The following is a 15942-nucleotide window of genomic DNA, read 5'->3' as shown; positions in this document are numbered from 1 at the left end:
GTGGCTCAACCGCCGCCCGCGCCGGTCACCATGTCGTGTGACGGTCACCCAGGCGTCGGCGGGCGGCACCGGCGCCCCGTGCACCCTCGTGCATCCCCCCTCCCCCCGGGCCCCGGCGCGGGACCCGGGGGGCACCTTAACGGGGGCCGGAACGGGCGGAGGCGTCACACCGGGCCACCACCCGGTAGGCGTTGGACATCTTGCCGAGCCCGGCCAGCGGTTTGAGCAACAGGCGGTCGAGGGTGGTCGCGACCACGAGGGCGGGCACGCCCGCCAGCAGGATCGCGCAGCGCAGCAGCCAGCGGACCCGGCCGGGCGGCTTGGCGAGGGAAGGGGCGTCATCGGGCGGGGCGATCGCGTTGAGCGCCAGCCAGACGGCACCGAGCAGATCGACGGTGTCCGACGGCCCGCGGTGCTGTTCGTCGGTCACGGTGAAGCCCAGCGCGGTCAGCTCCTCGCGGAGGTTGGCCACCGGAAGGAAGTGCAGATGCTGGGGCTGGAGCCAGGGAAGCCAGAACCGGCCGAAGAGGCGGCCGAACCAGCACTCCGGGTCGGGCACCTCGATCAGCAGATGGCCGCCGGGCCGCAGGGCGCGGCGGGCGGCGCGGAGTTCGGCGCGGGGGTCCGTGCTGTGCTCCAGGTAGTGGAACATGCTCACCACGTCGTAGCCCCCGGCCAGCCGCTCCTCGGCGAGCTCGGGGAAGCTGCCGCGGATGGCCCGGTCGACGCGGCCCGTACGCTCGGCCAGTTCGACACCGGCGGTGAAGTCCAGTCCGTCGAAACGGGTGCCGGGGAAGACGGTACGGGCCACCTCGGGGAAGTGGCCGTGTCCCGTGCCGACATCGAGCCAGGTCTTCGGGGGCTCGGCGGAGGGCTCCTGGAACATCGCGCGCCGCCGGTACACCTTGTCCCGCCCGGAGAAGACGTTGCCGAGTTCGATCTCCCCCATCCCGTCGTAGAAGTCGCGGTAGTAGAACTCCAGGCCGTCGTCGTTCAGCCGTGGATTCTGGAAGACATGGCGGCAGTCCCGGCATCCGTCGAGCCGGAAGCGGCCGGGTTTGCTCTGGTACCGGTCCTTGGTGCGCAGCCGCCGCACCAGCCGCGTGGAGCCGCACCACGGGCAGTCCGTGCGGCGGGGTTCGAAGAACCGCTCGGTGCCCCGCGCCAGATCGGCCTGGTAGCGGGGGCGCAGCGCGGCGACGGTCTCGGCGCGGGACGGCTTCTCCGGTGCACGGGGTATGGCACTCTCGCGGCTCATCGTTCCCCTCCCGGGTTCGCGGTGGCGTGGCCGGCGGTGCTCGCGGTGGCGCGGTCGGCGCTCGCGCCGGCGTGGGGGACGCCCGCTGTGGCCAGCCGCTCCAGATGGGTGGCGGCCGCGGTGGCGCCGCCCGCCGCGCGGAAGGACGCGCCCACGCGCTCGGCCGCGGCGCGGTAGCGCGGTTCGTCCAGCACGGCGTCGAGCGCCTCGCCGATGGCCGCCGCCCGCGCCCTGCCGAAGCGCACCCGGATGCCCGCGCCCGCGTCCACCACCTGGGCGGCCACCACCGGCTGGTCGTCCCGGATGGGCGCCACCACGAGCGGTACGCCGTGCCAGAGGGTTTCGCAGACGGTGTTGTGGCCCGCGTGGCACACGACCGCGTTCACCCGTTGCAGCAGGGGGAGTTGCGGAACGTAGCGACGCACCAGGACGTCGCTTTCGTGCGGGGTCACGGGCATGCTCTGGATGTCCCGGGTGGCCCGGGTGAGTACCTCGTCGGGGTCGACGACGACCGCCTGGAGACGACCGGCCCGCGCCCGTACGGCCTCCAGACACTCGGTGAGGAAGCGCGCCCCGGCGTCGGTGTTCGCGGTGCCGAGCGTGATGAGGACGGCGGGGCGCGTGGGGTCCAGCCACTCCCAGGGGAAGTCCGTCGTGGCCGGTCGCTCGGCGATCGACGGGCCCACGTAGTGGATGCGGTCACCCGCCCGTGCCGGTCGTCCGGCCAGCTCCTCGGTGGTGAAGGCCAGAACGAGATCCGGCGAGAACCGGGGGTCGGCCGTGCCGTCCGGGTCGCCGATCCGGCCCCGCACCTCGTGCAGCAGCCCATCCAGCCAGGCGTCGATCTTGGGCATCCCGTCCAGCGCGCCGGTGAACTCCGCCGAGGTGGTGGCGGATGTTGCCCAGCGCACCCCCAGCCGTTCGGCCACCAGGGCGCCCGCCACGGTCTGCTGGTCGGCGATCACCACATCGGGGCGGAACTCCCCGATGGCCCTGGCCACGCCCGGAGCCATGGCCTCGGCGAGCGGCACCAGGAACCGCTCCCACAGAAATTTCAGCGCCGCCGGACCGCGTACGTCCGGTGGGCGGCCCGCCCCGCCCTCGCCCAGCACCGGCCCGGCACAGCGATGGACCGCCGTCCCCCGCCCGGTCAGCCGCTCGACGACCTCGGGCATCCCGGCCCAAGCCACCTGGTGTCCCCGGGCGGTCAGTTCGGCCGCGACGCCGACGGTGGGGTTGACGTGGCCGACGAGCGGCGGCACGACGAAGAGAAAGCGGCGGGGTGTGCGGGGTGAGACCTCCGGCTCTCTGCTCGGTTCGCTCATCAGGCATCGGCCTCCAGGGCCGCCGCTGGGGTGCCGGTGGCCGTACGGCGCTCGTGCTCACCTTCGTGTCCACGCCCGTCGATCCAGGACAGCAGCAGTTCGCGGATGCGCGTGGGCGCCTCGGCGAGGACCGAATGGCCCTGACCCGGCAGGACGACGGTCCGGGTGCCGGGCAGGATCGACTCCAACCACCGCTCCTGCCCGGCGAGTTCGGAGTCGGCGCCGTAGACGGCCAGCACCGGGCAGCGCACCGCGCGGACCTGCTCCTCGCTCACCACCCGGCTCGCGGGTACGTCCTCGGCGATGGTGGTCGTACGGACCAGGCGGGCGGCCGACTTGGCCAGCCGTGCGGTGTGGGCACCCCGGTGGGCGCTGACCCAGGCCAGCGACTCGGCCTCATGGACGACCAGTTCCTCCTCGACCCGCCGGAGGATCCCACTGATCTCGGTCAGCCAGCTCTCGGTGGCGGGCTTCGCCTCGATGACCGCGATACCGGCCACCCGCTCCGGATGGCGCATGGCGTAGGCGAACGCCACCGTTCCGCCGAAGCAGTTGCCCACGAGATGGACCGGACCGGTGATGTCCAGCCGGTCCAGCAGCCGCTCCAGATCGGTGACGAAGGTGTCCAGCCGGTAGCCGGAGCCGGGGCGCTCACTGCGGCCGTGTCCCCGCTGGTCGTACATCACCACCTCCAGCCCGGCGGCGGCGAGGTCCGGGGCCACTGTGAAGTACCAGCTGGCGAGGGAGTCGGTGAGCAGACCGTGGATGAGCACGGCGGTGGCGGTGTGCGGACGGCCGTCGGGCGGGGACAGCCGCTGGACATGCAGTCGGACGCCGTCCGTCCCGGTATGTGGGCCGTCGTGGTCGGTGGCGTGGTCGGTGTCGATCATTGCCATCGGTCAGCGCTCCCGGGTGGCCCTGAGGCACCGGACGACATACTCGACGAGCTGTCCCACGGTGAGGTCGATGATCTCGTCGAGTTCGAGGTCGGCCACGAACTCGGCGAAGTTGACCTGTCTGCCGTACCGGGCCTCCAGGCTGCCGGCCAGTGTCACCAGGTCGATGCTCTCCAGCTCCAGATCCTCGGTGAAGCGGGTCTCCATGGTGACCTCGATATCGTCGAGGTCGTATTCGTCGAGCATCGTCCGGAGCATCCCGGATATCTCCGCGAGCACGGCCGGTGCGTCGGCTGGCGCGCTGACCAGTGCCTCGGCCGGTGCATCGGCAGCGGGTGACGGGGCGGTCTGATTGACGGTGGTCACTGATCGCTCTCCTCGTCCTGTTCCTGGTGGTCCGGGCCGGTCGTCCAGGCCACGGCGTAGTCCCGGTCCGGCAGTCCGGGCGGGTTGGCGATGGTGATGGTGTGGACTTCATAGCGGCGCGGGGGCCGTCCGGGGGCGGTGGTGGCCGCCACCTCGACGATGAGCCGGGCCGGTGGCGCGTCGGGGCGGCCCGCACCGGGCCGTACCCCGGCGATGGTCAGGTCCCGTGGCCGGTCGCGGAGACCGGTGGCCTCCGCCGTGGCGACCGCCTCCTTCGCGGCCCGGAAGGCGGTGGCCCAGCGGGCATGTGCTCCACCGCTCGCGGCCGTCATCGCGGCGAGGAGTTTACGCTCGGGCTGGGTGAGGGCGACGGCCACGTCATCGCCATCGGTGACCTCTTCGAGGGCGATACCGGGGCCCGCGGCGCCGTTGGCGTGGCGCGGCACCACGAGGGCGACCCCGGTCTCGGCCCGGTGTGCCAGCGAGAGCGCCAGTTCGGGCAGGGTCCGGCCGTGCACGCCGATGGCGTACGGGCGCCCCTGGGCGTCCTCGCGGATCCCGATCTCGGCGGGGAAGACCGGGCCTTCGCCATGGTCCCAGAGCCATCGTCGTACCGCGTCCTTGGCCGCGATCCTGCCCAGCAGCCACTGTCTGCGGCCACGTGGCGGCTGGTGTGCATAGGCGGTGCGCTCGTCGCTGCCCAGGTGGTTACGCATGATCAGGTCACGGGACGCCAGGTCCGGCCAGCGCTCATGGAGCAGCACCCAGCCACCCGGCTGGGGCCGGGACAGCGTGTTGCGCTGTGGGAAGCGCTCCACCGGCCGGGTTTCGGGGTGGTTGTCGAACCGGCGGTCCTGCCAGCCGGACAGCTCCGCCCACACCTCGCCGCCGATCAGCAGCTGCGCGTCGGCCTCGAGTGCGGTATCGGTCAGCGAGGTGATCCTGATCAGGCACTCCACCGGTGTGCCGGGGGCCGGATGCGATCCGAAGAAGCGCATCAGACGCATGCCGATCGGGAACACCACGGTCCGTTCGGTGCGGGTCGCCATGATCCAGTAGCCGAGGAGCTGTCCGACGTTGTCCAGCAGCGCTCCGGGTGCGGGGGGTGTGGTGATCGTGCCGCGAATGTGCGATGCGCCGATCGCGGTGAGTTCGGTGAGCCCCTGGAAGGCGGGACCGTGGAACATCCAGCGCTCGGTGTAGATGAGTTGTGCGGTGTGATCGGGGGTGCGCTCGGTGGCGGGGTCGACGCTCCAGGGCGTGGGGCGGGTGTCGGGGTGGCGATCGGCCACTTCCACGGTGGCGCGGGCGCCGCGGCCGAAGGTGACGGTGTAGTGGGCCGCCCCGACGGTGGGGGTCGTGGTGACCTGGACGGTGGTGGGTGGTGATGCCGTCACCCACTGGTCGAAGCGGGCGCCGTGTACGGCGACGGCCACGGTGCCTGTTGCCACTTGCTCCGCCGTGTCCATGAGGTGCCGGACGATCGTCGTGGCCGGGACCACGGGCCAGCGGTCCGGCTCATCGGGCCAGCCGGGGCGTTGGGGGAAGAAGCAGTGGTCGCGGAGGTGGGGCATGGTCTCGGTGGAGACCCACAGCTCGTGGGTGTGCGGGATCGGTGGGCGGCTTGCCGCTACGACCGCTGTCGCGGTGGCCGCGGTCTCGCTGAGCAGGGCGTCGAGTTCGGCGGCCCACGGGGCGGACGGCGGGTGCGGTGGCGCGCCGTGAAACGCATTCGGCGTTGCCGGGTGCGGGTGGGGTGGTGCCCACCCGTTCCGCCCAGGGGGCACCTCCCGGCGGTGGCCGGGGGAGGAACGCTTGCCCACCACGTTGCGCAGCTCGCTCAACCTCGCCTCGCCGAGCGAGATCAGCGAACCGCTCAGGTCCAGCCGCACCGCGGGAAGCGCCGATCTCGCGCCCGAGCCTTCACGTGGCAGCGCGGGGTCCACCTCCGCCCCCTCCGCCCACAGCGCCGTGGCCACGCGCCGAAGTTGGGACACCCCGTCCCGGTGGGGCGAGTTGGCGGCCACCACCAAGTGGTCACGCCCCTGCAGCGTGTCACCGATGAGCGACGCCAACTGCCCCGTACCGACCTGGACGAACGCACGGAACCCCGCCTCGTACAGCGATTCCGTCAGCAGCCGGAAGCGCACCGGCTCCAGCAGATGCCGGATGAACAGTGCGCGCACCTCCGCCTCCGTGGCCGGATACGGTGCGGCGGTCGTGCCGGACCAGACGGGGGTCCTGGGCGGCAGCAGCAGCTCGAAGCGTTCCGTCACGGCTCGGATGGGGTCGAGGTAGGGCGCCAGCATCGGGGTGTGGAAGCCGGACTGGAAGGGCAGGACCTGCGCGATCACGCCCTCGGCGCGCATGGCCCGGACGAACTCCTCGACATCGTCGCGCGGCCCGCACACCATCGACTGGCTGGGCGCGTTGTCGTGCGAGAGCACGATCCGGCCGTCCGCCCGCTCGGTGAGCGCGTCGGACACCCGCCGCGCACCCGCGCCGAGCACGGCGAAGGCCAGACCGGGCACCCGCAGCGCGTCGGGGTCGAAGGAATCGAGGAAGGCATCGACCTCCTCGCCTGCGTAGAGGCCGCCCGCGACCAGCGCGGTCCACTCCCCCACGCTGTGCCCGGCCACCGCGTCCGGTACGACCCCCATCCGCCGCAGCGCCGCGTCCAGCAGCCGTCCGACGCCGAAGACGCCGACGCCATGGCGGCCGATGTCGCCCACGCGCGCCGCCTCGCCGAAGCGGTCCCCGGCGGGCCGGGAGAGCCCGAAGTACTCCGCGACACCGTCGACACGGGGGACGAACTCGGCTTCGAGACCGGGGAAGACGAAGGCGAGCCTCCCCCTCGGCGCCGGGCCCGCGCCGAGCAGTGGCGCCGGGGTGAACCAGATGTCGTTGCGGCCCCGCCACGGGCGGCCCTTGGCCACCATGCGCCGGGCGAGCGCGAGCCGTTTGGCGGTGGGCTCGACGATGCCCAGCCGGGTACCGGCGTCGCGCCCCGTCACCGTCGTCCGTACGGTCGTGTCGTCCGCCGCCAGCAGCTCGGCCAGCCGCTCCGGGGTGTCCGCCGCCAGCGCCAGCACTCGTTCCGGTTCGATGACGACGGTCGTGGCGCGCCGCGTCTCCGGCACCGGCGGCGGCTGCTCCAGCACCACATGGGCGTTGATCCCGCCGAAGCCGAAGGCGTTGACGGCGGCGCGCCGTACGGGCGCGTCCCACGGCTCGGCCGCGTCGAGCACCGAGAAGCGGGTGGCCGCGAGCGCCGGATGGGGGTCGTCGCAGTGCAGGGTGGGCAGCAGCCGGCCGTGGTGGACCGCGAGGGCGGCCTTCACCAGGCCCGCGACACCGGCGGCGGGCATGGTGTGGCCGATCATCGACTTCACCGAGCCGATGACGGCCGTCTCCCCCGGCGTGTCACCGGGGCCGAACACCTCTGCCAGCGTGGCGAGTTCGGCCGTGTCCCCGGCGGGCGTGGCGGTGCCGTGCGCCTCCAGCAGCCCGATGGCGCCCGGCTCACGCGGATCGAGTCCCGCGGCCCGCCACGCCTGCCGTACGGCACGGGTCTGACCGCCCGGGTCCGGGTTGACCAGCCCGGTGGCACGGCCGTCGGACGCCACGCCGGTGCCCCGGATCACCGCGTAGACGCGGTCGCCGTCGCGCAGTGCGTCGGCGAGCCGTTTGAGGACGACCACACCGGTGCCCTCGCCGATCAGCAGACCGTCGGCCGCGCGGTGGAAGGGCCGGATCCGCTGGCTCGGCGACAACGCGCGCAGCTGGGAGAAGACGCTCCACAGGGTGATGTCGTGGCAGTGGTGCACCCCGCCCGCGAGCATCACATCGCACCGCCCCGAGGCCAGCTCCCCCACCGACTGGTCGACGGCGACGAGCGAGGAGGCGCAGGCGGCGTCCACGGTGTACGCGGGGCCGCGCAGATCGAGCCGGTTGGCGATGCGCGAGGCGGCGAGGTTGGGCACCAGGCCGATGGCCGCCTCGGGCCGGTCGGGGCCGAGCCGTTCGGTGAACGCCTCACGTACCCGTTCGAGTTGGCCGGGCCCGAGGTCGGGCAGGAGTTCGCCGAGGGTCCGTACGAGCTGGTGGGCGGTGCGCACCCGCTGGTCGAGCCGGACCAGCCCGGGGGTGAGATAGCCGCCCCGGCCCAGCACCACGCCCACCCGCTGCCGGTCGGGCAGCCGGTCCGCACCGCCCGCGTCGGCGATGGCCGCCGCGGCGACACCCAGGGCGATCAGCTGGTCGGGTTCGGTGCCGGACACCGAGTTCGGCATGATCCCGAACCGGGCGGCCTCGACGCGGGCGAACTCGTCGACGAATCCGCCCCGTCGGCAGTACACCCGGTCGGGTGCCGTCGGCGTGTCGCCACCGCCGTCCGGGGCGTAGAAACCGGCGTCCCACCGCCCCTCCGGGACGTCACTGATCGCGTCCACGCCACCGACCAGGTTGCGCCAGTAGGTCTCCAGGTCCGGCGAGCCGGGCAGCAGTACGGACATCCCGACGATGGCCACCGGCGGCTGCCGGTGCGACTGGTCGTCCGTCACGCTCACCAGCCCGAGGCGGTGTAGACGACGGACCCCGCGGACTCCTCGCCCCAGGCCAGCTCGCGCAGCAGCGCCAGCGTGCCCTCCTCGGGGTCGATGAGCGAGATGCCGCGCCGGGCGTACTCACGGCCGAGCTCCGGTGTGACCATCCCGCCGTGGGCTCCGGCCGGTGCCCAGGGGCCCCAGTGCACGGTCAGCGCCCGGCTGCCGGTGCGGTCCCGCCACCGCGCGCCGAGTGTCTCCATGGCGTCGTTGGCCGCCGCGTAGTCCACCTGGCCGCGGTTGCCGAGGACGGCGGCGATGCTGCCGAACAACACGGCGAACGCCGGGGGTTCGGGCAGTTCGGCCAGCGCGTCCAGCAGCGTCCGGGCGCCCTCCACCTTGGTGCCGTACACCCGCTGGAAGGACTCGGCGGACTTCTCCGCGATCAGCCGGTCCTCGATCACACCGGCCCCGTAGACCACACCGTCCAGCCGTCCGTGGTCGGCGTGGATCTGCTTCACCGCCTGGAGCACCGCTTCGGCGTCGCGGACATCCACCGAGCGATAGCGGACACGGGCGCCGAGTGCGGTCAACTCCTCGACGGTGGCGACCACTTCACGCCGCGCCAGGATCCGGGCGGCCTCCCGCTGGATCTCGGCGGGCCCCGGCCCGCCCCGGGCCGCGAGCGCCGCGCGCAGGGCCGTCTCGTCGCGGGCCCCGGCGGTGGCCGGGTCCTCGGGACCGACGGGCTCCGGCGTACGGCCGAGCAGCTCGATCCGGCAGCGGGCGGCGGACGCAAGGGTGGCGGCGAACCGCGCGGTGATGCCCCGCGCCCCACCGACCAAGGTCACCACCGCGTCCCGGTCCAGCCCGAGCGCGGCGGCCTCCGCCACGCCGTCCCCGGCGGGCCCGGCACCCGAACCGGCGAGCGCGCCCAGCGGGGTCTCCACGAGGTCCAGCCGGTGGCGCCGCCCTTCCGCGGTGCGCAGAACGACGGGCGTACGGTCCGGGGCGAGCAACTCGTCGAGCAGCCCGTCGGCCACGGCATCGGCGAACCCGGCCGCGCGGGCGGGCCCGGCCGCGTGGACCGTTCCGGCCTCGTCGGCGGACCTGGCCACGTGGGTGGCTCCGGCCGTATCGGCGTACCCAGCCACATCGGCAGACCCCGCGTGGGCGAAACCGGCCACGTCCGCGGACCCAGTCGTATCGGCAGACCCAGCCACGTCGGCAGACCTGGCCGCCTCGGTAAACCCGGCCACGTCCGCGGACCCAGCCGCCTCCGCGAGTCCGGTCGCCTCGCCGGGGAACTCCACCAGCCTGGTGACCGTGTCCGGGTACTCCCTGGCCACCGTACGGAACACGCCACGCAGCCCGGCCGTGCGCGCGGCGAGCGGGTCGGCGCGCCGCAGCGCCAACAGCCACTGCGGGGCGCGCCGCAGCGCCGACTGGACGACCGTGAACGCCTCCGGCAGCACCGGCGAGCCGGTGGCGGCCAGCGGATCGAGCAGCAGCGCACCGTCCACCTGGCCGTCGTCTTCGGTGAGCTGATGACCGGCGGGGAGGATGACGGCCTCGGCACCGCGCTCGCCGAGGCGGGCGGCCACCGCCTCGGCCACCCCGTCGCCGTCCCCGCCGACCAGGGCGAAGCGCCGACCGGTCAGTTCGGGGGGTGCGGCGGCGCCGTCGTCCGGTGCACCGAGGGGCACGGGCACCAGCCGCATCCGCTTGGGCGCCACGCCGGGCACGGCCACGGGCTCGGCCACCTGCTGGGCCGTCCGCACGGCCACCGGCTCCGGCTCATCGGCCGGTGCGGTGGTGGCGGAGGCCGCGGAGCTCTCGGGGGCGAGACGGGCGGTGAGCCAATCGGTGACGGCGGCGGTGGTACGCGCCTTGGTCAGCTCCTCCAGCTCCTCATCGCCCAAGGTCGCGGTGTCCGCGCCCGCGACGCCGAGTCGCCGCGCCAACTCGCCCGCGATCTCGGCGCGTTTGATGGAGTCGATGCTGAGATCGGCCTCGAGATCGAGATCCGGTTCGATCATGTCGACCGGATAGCCGGTGCGTTCGCTGATGATTTCGGAGACCGCGCGCAGCACATCGGGCCCGGTGGCGGGCGCGGGCGGGGCAGGAGCCACGTCGGCGACCGGGGCCGGGGCCGGGGCCTCCGAGGTGGCGGCCACCGGGGCGGCGGCCACCGGGGCGAGCCCGGCGGGCAGGGACGTGGCCGGGGCGACCGGGGACGGTGGCGCCGCGCGCCGTTCGCCCGGAGCGCTACCGAAGTAGGTGAGGAGCACATCGCGCTGGGCGGCGATCATCTCCCGGCTGGTCCTCAGGAACTCCGAGATCAGGGCGTCTCTGTCGCCGTACTCGCCGCCCCCCGTCCGATCCGTCTGGCTCACCGTAGCCTCCATGACACGTCGGGCCGGTGCCAGCGCACCGGGCAGGAGCTCACCGTTCGCGGTGCGGACGAGGTGTCCGTCGACCGTCCAGCCGGGCCGCCTCGGTGGCGGGGCGGATCCCGCCGCCACCGCGTCCCGGCCGTGGAACAGCCAGGCCGTACGCACCGGGACGCCCGCGACGGCCAGCCGGGCGAGGGTGTCCAGAAACCCCCGCGGACCGGCGGCGCCGGACCGCCGTCCCTCGCAGGCGAGGGCGAGGTGCGGGCGGCCGTCGAGGATCTCCCCCACCAGCCGGGTGAGCACCGTCCCCGGACCCGCCTCCACGAAGATCCGTGCGCCCGCCTCGTACATGGCCTCGATCTGGGCCACGAAGCGGACCGGCGCGCCGATCTGGGCGGCGAGTTCGGCGCGGATGGCATCCGGCTCCGCGGAGTGCGGGGCGGCGGTGCGGTTCGCCCAGACGGGGAACTCCGCCTCGCGCACCGGATGGCGGGCCAGCGCCTCGGCGAACCGCGCACCGGCCCCGGCCACCAGCGGACTGTGGAAGGCGCAGGCCACCGGGATCCGTTTGGCCGAGTGCCCGGCCTTCCGCAGCAGCCGCACCGCCTCCTCGATGTCCCGCTGGGGCCCGGAGATCACGGTCTGCCGTGGCGCGTTGTGGTTGGCGGCCACCACGCGCCCGGCGAGCCCGGCCGCGCGCAGCACCGGCTCGACCTGGTCGGGGGCCGCGGTCACGGCCGCCATGGTGCCGGGCTCCGCCCCGTCGGCCTCGGCTGCGCCGAGGATGGCGGCCGCCCGCTCGGCGCTCAGCCGCGGCAGCGTACGGGGGTCGAGCGCGCCCGCGGCGCACAGCGCGACCAGCTCGCCGTAGCTGTGTCCGGCCGCCATGTCGGGCCGTACCCCGGCCGAGGTGAGCAGGGTGTGCGCGGCGAGCCCGACGATGCCCAGTGCGGGCTGGGCCACCCGGGTGTCGGTGATCGCGGTGCGCTGTGCCGACTCCCCGGCCTCGTCGAAGGCGGTGGGGGGATACAGCGCGTCGGCGTAGCCGCGTCCGTGGCGCAGATGGCGCTGGAGCCCGGGGAAGGTGACGAAGGCGTCGGCGAACATCCCGGGCCGCTGGCTGCCCTGCCCGGGGAAGAGGAACGCGACCTTGCCGCGCCCAGGCTCGCCCTCTGCCTCCCCGCTGTCCCCGCTGCCCCCGTTCTCCCCGTTCTCCCCGGCCTTCTCGGGCTCGTCCGGGGCCATGTACAGCCCGTCCGCTCCGCGCGGCCCCCGGCCCGGCGGATCGCCCGCGAGTACCTGGCGTAATCGTGCGGCCAGGTCGTCCAGGTCCGGGGCCACGACGGCCACCCGGACCGGTTCCCGGCCGGCGTCGGCCCGCCGGGAGGCGGTCAGCGCGAGGTCGCGCAGCCGCCACGGCCGACCCGCCGCGTCATTGGCCATGAGCTGGTCGAGTGTCTCCTGGGCCACCCGCAGCGCCGCCGCCCGGTCCGCCCCGCGGAAGAGGAACAGCTCGGCGGGCCAGTCGTCCAGCCCCTGTGCGGGTGGCGCTCCGCGGCCGTGAGCGGCGAGCACCACATGGAAGTTGGTCCCGCCGAAGCCGAACGCGCTGACCCCGGCCACCCGTTCGGCGGGCGCGGCCGCCCATGGCCGGGCCCGGGTATGGAAGGCGAAGGGGCTGCGGTCCGCGTCCCACGCCTCATTGGGCCGGGTCAGATGCAGGGTCGGCGGTGTGATGCCCGTGTGCAGCGCCATCGCGGCCTTCACCAGCCCGGCGAGGCCCGCGGCGCATTTTGTGTGGCCGATCTGGGACTTCACCGAGCCCAGCGCACACGCCCCGGGTGTGGCCCCCGAATCGGTGAACACCTCGCCCAGGACGGTGAGTTCGGTACGGTCGCCGACGACCGTACCGGTGCCGTGCGCCTCGATCAGGCCCACGTCGGCGGGCGAGACACGGGCATTGGCGTAGGCGCGCTCCAGTGCGGCCCGCTGTCCCTCGGGGCGCGGGGCGGTCAGCCCGAGCGAGCGGCCGTCGCTGGAGGATCCGACGCCCTTGACGACGGCGTAGACGCGGTCGCCGTCCCGTTCGGCGTCGGCCAGCCGTTTGAGAACGACGCAGGCGACGCCCTCGCCGAGCGCGATCCCGTCCGCCGAGCTGTCGAAGGTCCGGGAGCGGCCCGTCGGGGAGAGGGCGTGCACGGAGGAGAAGAGCACATAGTCGTTGATGCCGTTGTGCAGATCGGCGCCGCCGCACAGCACGAGGTCGCTGGTGCCCCCGGTCAGCTCCTTGCAGGCCACGTCCACGGCGGCCAGCGATGACGCGCAGGCCGCGTCCACGGTGTAGTTGGCGCCGCCGAGGTCGAGCCGGTTGGCGATCCGCCCGGAGATGACGTTGGCGAGCATGCCGGGGAAGGAGTCCTCGGTGAGCCGGGGCAGCTGGTCCGCCAGGGCTCGCGGCACCTCGTGGACGTAGGACGGCAGGACGGCGCGCAGCGTCTGGGCGTTGGACAGATCGCTGCCCGCCTCGGCGCCGAACACCACGGAGGTGCGGGAGCGGTCGAAGGCCCGGCCGCCGTCGCCGGGGTCGCCGTATCCGGCGTCGTCCAGGGCCCGGCGGGCGGCCTCCAGGGCCAGCAGCTGTACGGGTTCGATGCTGCCGAGCGAGGCCGGGGGGATGCCGTAGCGCAGCGGGTCGAAGGGAATGGGTGGCAGAAAGCCGCCCCATTGGGAGGCGGAGGCGCCGTCCTTGTCGCCCGTGTAGTGGACGGCGGGGTCCCAGCGCTCGGCGGGCACCTCGGTGACGGCGTCCACACCGCCCACCACATTGGCCCAGAATGAGGCGAGATCGGGTGCCTGCGGAAACATGCACGCCATGCCGACGACGGCCACGTCCAGCGGCGCGGGCGCCTCGGCCGCCGCCGGGGCCGTGGCCACGCCCAGGCGCTCGCACACCGCCGCCGCGCGTGCGGTGAGGAAGTCGGCGGCGCCGGGGCCCACCGCATGGTGCAGTGCGGCGATCGTGGTGGTGGCCGAGCGCATCACGGCCACCTGCCCGGCCATGAACATCCCGCCGCCGCGCTGGCCTTCCTCGTCCACCGGGGCCAACACGCCGTCGGGCCCGCGGTCCACGCCCTTGCTGGCGATCCTCAGCCGTCCCACATTCAGCCGCTCCAGCCGCTCCCAGACCTCCCGGTCCGGCAGACGCTCGTTCCGCAGCCGCTCCTTCACGGTGCCGAAGCTCTCGGTGAAGGGGCTGGGCACACAGCGTGTGGCATGGCCGGGGGCGGTCTCCAGCAGCACGGTGTGCTCGGCGGCCACCACCTGGCGCTGGAAGAGCGGCTGTACGGCGCCGTGTGCCACCGCCTCCTCGGTGAACAGATACGCGGTGCCCATGAGCGAGCCGACGGCGACGCCACGCCGGGTGAGCTGGGCGGCGAGCGCGGCCACCATCGCGGCGGAGCGTTCGTCGTGCACTCCCCCGGCGAAGAAGATCTCGATCTCCGCGCCGTCGGTGCCATCGGTCGCGTCGGCGCCGTCCGTGCCCGCCGTGTGACGCGGGGCGTGTGCGGCCTCGTCGAGGAAGTCCTCGATGACGGCGATCTGGGCCTCCCACAGCGGAAAGCTGTTTCGCGGCCCCACATGGCCGCCGCATTCGGAGCCCTCGAAGACGAACCGCCGGGCCCCGGCCTGGAGGAACTGACGCAGCAGCCCCGGCGAGGGCACATGCAGAAAGGTGGCGATGCCGTCCCGCTCCAGCGCCTTGGCCTGGGACGGCCGTCCGCCCGCGATGATCGCGTGGCTGGGGCGGACCTCCCGTACGGCCTCGAGCTGGGCGTTTCTGATCTCCTCGGGTGCGAAGCCGAGGACACCGACGCCCCAGGGGCGTCCGTCCAGCGCGGCCGCGGCCTCCTCCAGCATCGTGCGCGCCTGCTCGCGTCCGGCCAGGGCGAGCGCGATGAACGGCAGCGCTCCCCCGGCGGCGACGGCGGAGGCGAACGCGCCCTGGTCGCTGACCCGGGTCATCGGGCCCTGTGCGAGGGGCAGCCGGGTGCCGAGGCGGGTGCTCAGCGGGGAGCCGGGGCGCAGCGCCGAGACGACCGCGGAGTCGTTCCGTACGGCCTCGTGCGCGGCCTCCCGGACGGCGTCCGTGAGGCCCCGGACGGTGCGGCCGACATCCCGCCACCGCTCGGCCAACCGCCCGGCCAGAAAGCCGTCCTGACCTACCGTCAGGTCGGGTCCGGTATGCGGACCGCGCCCCCGGCGCCGCAGGACCCGGTGTCCGTCGAGGACGGTGGTCTCTGAGCCGTCCATGGAGCGGATGGCGGCGGCGCGGTCCTCCGGGAGCCCGGATTCGGCGAGCAGGGCCAGCTGGATGTCGAGGACGACCCCGGCCGCGCCGCCGAGCACGGACGCGGCGGCGGTGCTGGGGCCGATGCCGCCGCAGGCCCACACCGGTAAGGACACCCGGGGGTCGGCGAGGAGCCGCTGGAGCAGCACGAAGGTGCCCAGCGGACCGATCCGGCCGCCGCTCTCGCTCCCCCGGGCGATCAGCCCGTGTACTCCGGCACGGCTGGCTTCGAGGGCCTCGTCCAGGTCGGTGACCTCGGCCAGCACACGGCAGTGGTCGGCGACGGCCTCCACCGGCCAGGGCGAGTCCATGCCGAGCACCACCGTATGCGGACCGGGCACGCCACCGCCCGGGCCGCCCGTGGGGGCACCGGCGGGCGGGGCGCCCAGGAGGTCCGAGGGGGTGAGGCGGCAGCCCGCCGCGACCCGCACGCCGTACCGGCCGTCGGCCACCCACTCGCCGATGTCCTCCCATGCCTGGAGGGCTTCACGGCCCGTTGTTCCCAGGTCGAGGATGCCGAGTCCGCCCGCGCGGCTGACCGCCGCGGCGAGTCTGGCGTCCGGTTCCCCGAACGGAGTGATGCCGATGACAAGATCGCCTGCGTCCACGGCGGCTGACATGTTTTCTCCAAAATCGCTAGCGCGGCAGGAAATGGAGATAATTCGGGCAAGGCATGTCGAACGTATGACATGGCAATCCCGCGAAACGGCGCCGACTGAAATTAGCCACGTTATTACTGAAGAGTCAACAAGCAGTCGTTCACGCTCTCGCCACGACGGGCTGAATCTCGCCAGACGCGAGGACACCGG

The 15942-nt window shown here is 73.9% G+C and carries 6 protein-coding genes; all 6 read right to left on the bottom strand.

Going from position 1 to position 15942, the window contains the following annotated elements; translation table 11 throughout:
• Positions 1–136: 136 nt before the first annotated feature.
• From J2Z30_RS07820 to J2Z30_RS07795, 6 genes are read right to left on the bottom strand one after another with little or no spacing between them, the layout of a single operon-like run.
• Positions 137–1258, bottom strand: a complete 1122-nt coding sequence (locus tag J2Z30_RS07820; RefSeq protein ID WP_044579964.1) for a class I SAM-dependent methyltransferase — start codon at positions 1256–1258, stop codon at positions 137–139.
• Positions 1255–2583, bottom strand: coding sequence for a glycosyltransferase (locus tag J2Z30_RS07815; protein WP_078957131.1), 1329 nt, complete (start codon positions 2581–2583; stop codon positions 1255–1257). The genes J2Z30_RS07820 and J2Z30_RS07815 overlap by 4 nt, the downstream gene beginning before the upstream one ends.
• On the bottom strand, positions 2583–3479 hold the full coding sequence (locus tag J2Z30_RS07810) for an alpha/beta fold hydrolase (protein WP_063791020.1): 897 nt from the start codon (positions 3477–3479) through the stop codon (positions 2583–2585). The genes J2Z30_RS07815 and J2Z30_RS07810 overlap by 1 nt, the downstream gene beginning before the upstream one ends.
• 3 nt (positions 3480–3482) lie before the next feature.
• Positions 3483–3845, bottom strand: coding sequence for an acyl carrier protein (locus tag J2Z30_RS07805; protein ID WP_372453245.1), 363 nt, complete (start codon positions 3843–3845; stop codon positions 3483–3485).
• A complete protein-coding gene (locus tag J2Z30_RS07800) occupies positions 3842–8413 on the bottom strand; it encodes a type I polyketide synthase (protein ID WP_078957130.1) in 4572 nt (1523 codons plus the stop codon). The genes J2Z30_RS07805 and J2Z30_RS07800 overlap by 4 nt, the downstream gene beginning before the upstream one ends.
• Positions 8410–15753, bottom strand: a complete 7344-nt coding sequence (locus tag J2Z30_RS07795) for a type I polyketide synthase (protein ID WP_044579962.1) — start codon at positions 15751–15753, stop codon at positions 8410–8412. Before J2Z30_RS07795 ends, J2Z30_RS07800 begins: the two co-directional genes overlap by 4 nt.
• Positions 15754–15942: the final 189 nt, after the last annotated feature.

Source organism: Streptomyces iranensis, from assembly GCF_017874715.1.
In the GTDB taxonomy this organism is placed as follows: domain Bacteria; phylum Actinomycetota; class Actinomycetes; order Streptomycetales; family Streptomycetaceae; genus Streptomyces; species Streptomyces iranensis.
This window is presented reverse-complemented; position numbering and strand designations above follow the sequence as displayed.

Bases quoted from the DNA above. Each gene is read 5' to 3' on its own strand.
- J2Z30_RS07815 (WP_078957131.1), bottom strand. From the start codon at position 2,583: ATGAGCGAACCGAGCAGAGAGCCGGAGGTCTCACCCCGCACACCCCGC.
- J2Z30_RS07820 (WP_044579964.1), bottom strand. From the start codon at position 1,258: ATGAGCCGCGAGAGTGCCATACCCCGTGCACCGGAGAAGCCGTCCCGC.
- J2Z30_RS07795 (WP_044579962.1), bottom strand. From the start codon at position 15,753: ATGTCAGCCGCCGTGGACGCAGGCGATCTTGTCATCGGCATCACTCCG.
- J2Z30_RS07810 (WP_063791020.1), bottom strand. From the start codon at position 3,479: ATGGCAATGATCGACACCGACCACGCCACCGACCACGACGGCCCACAT.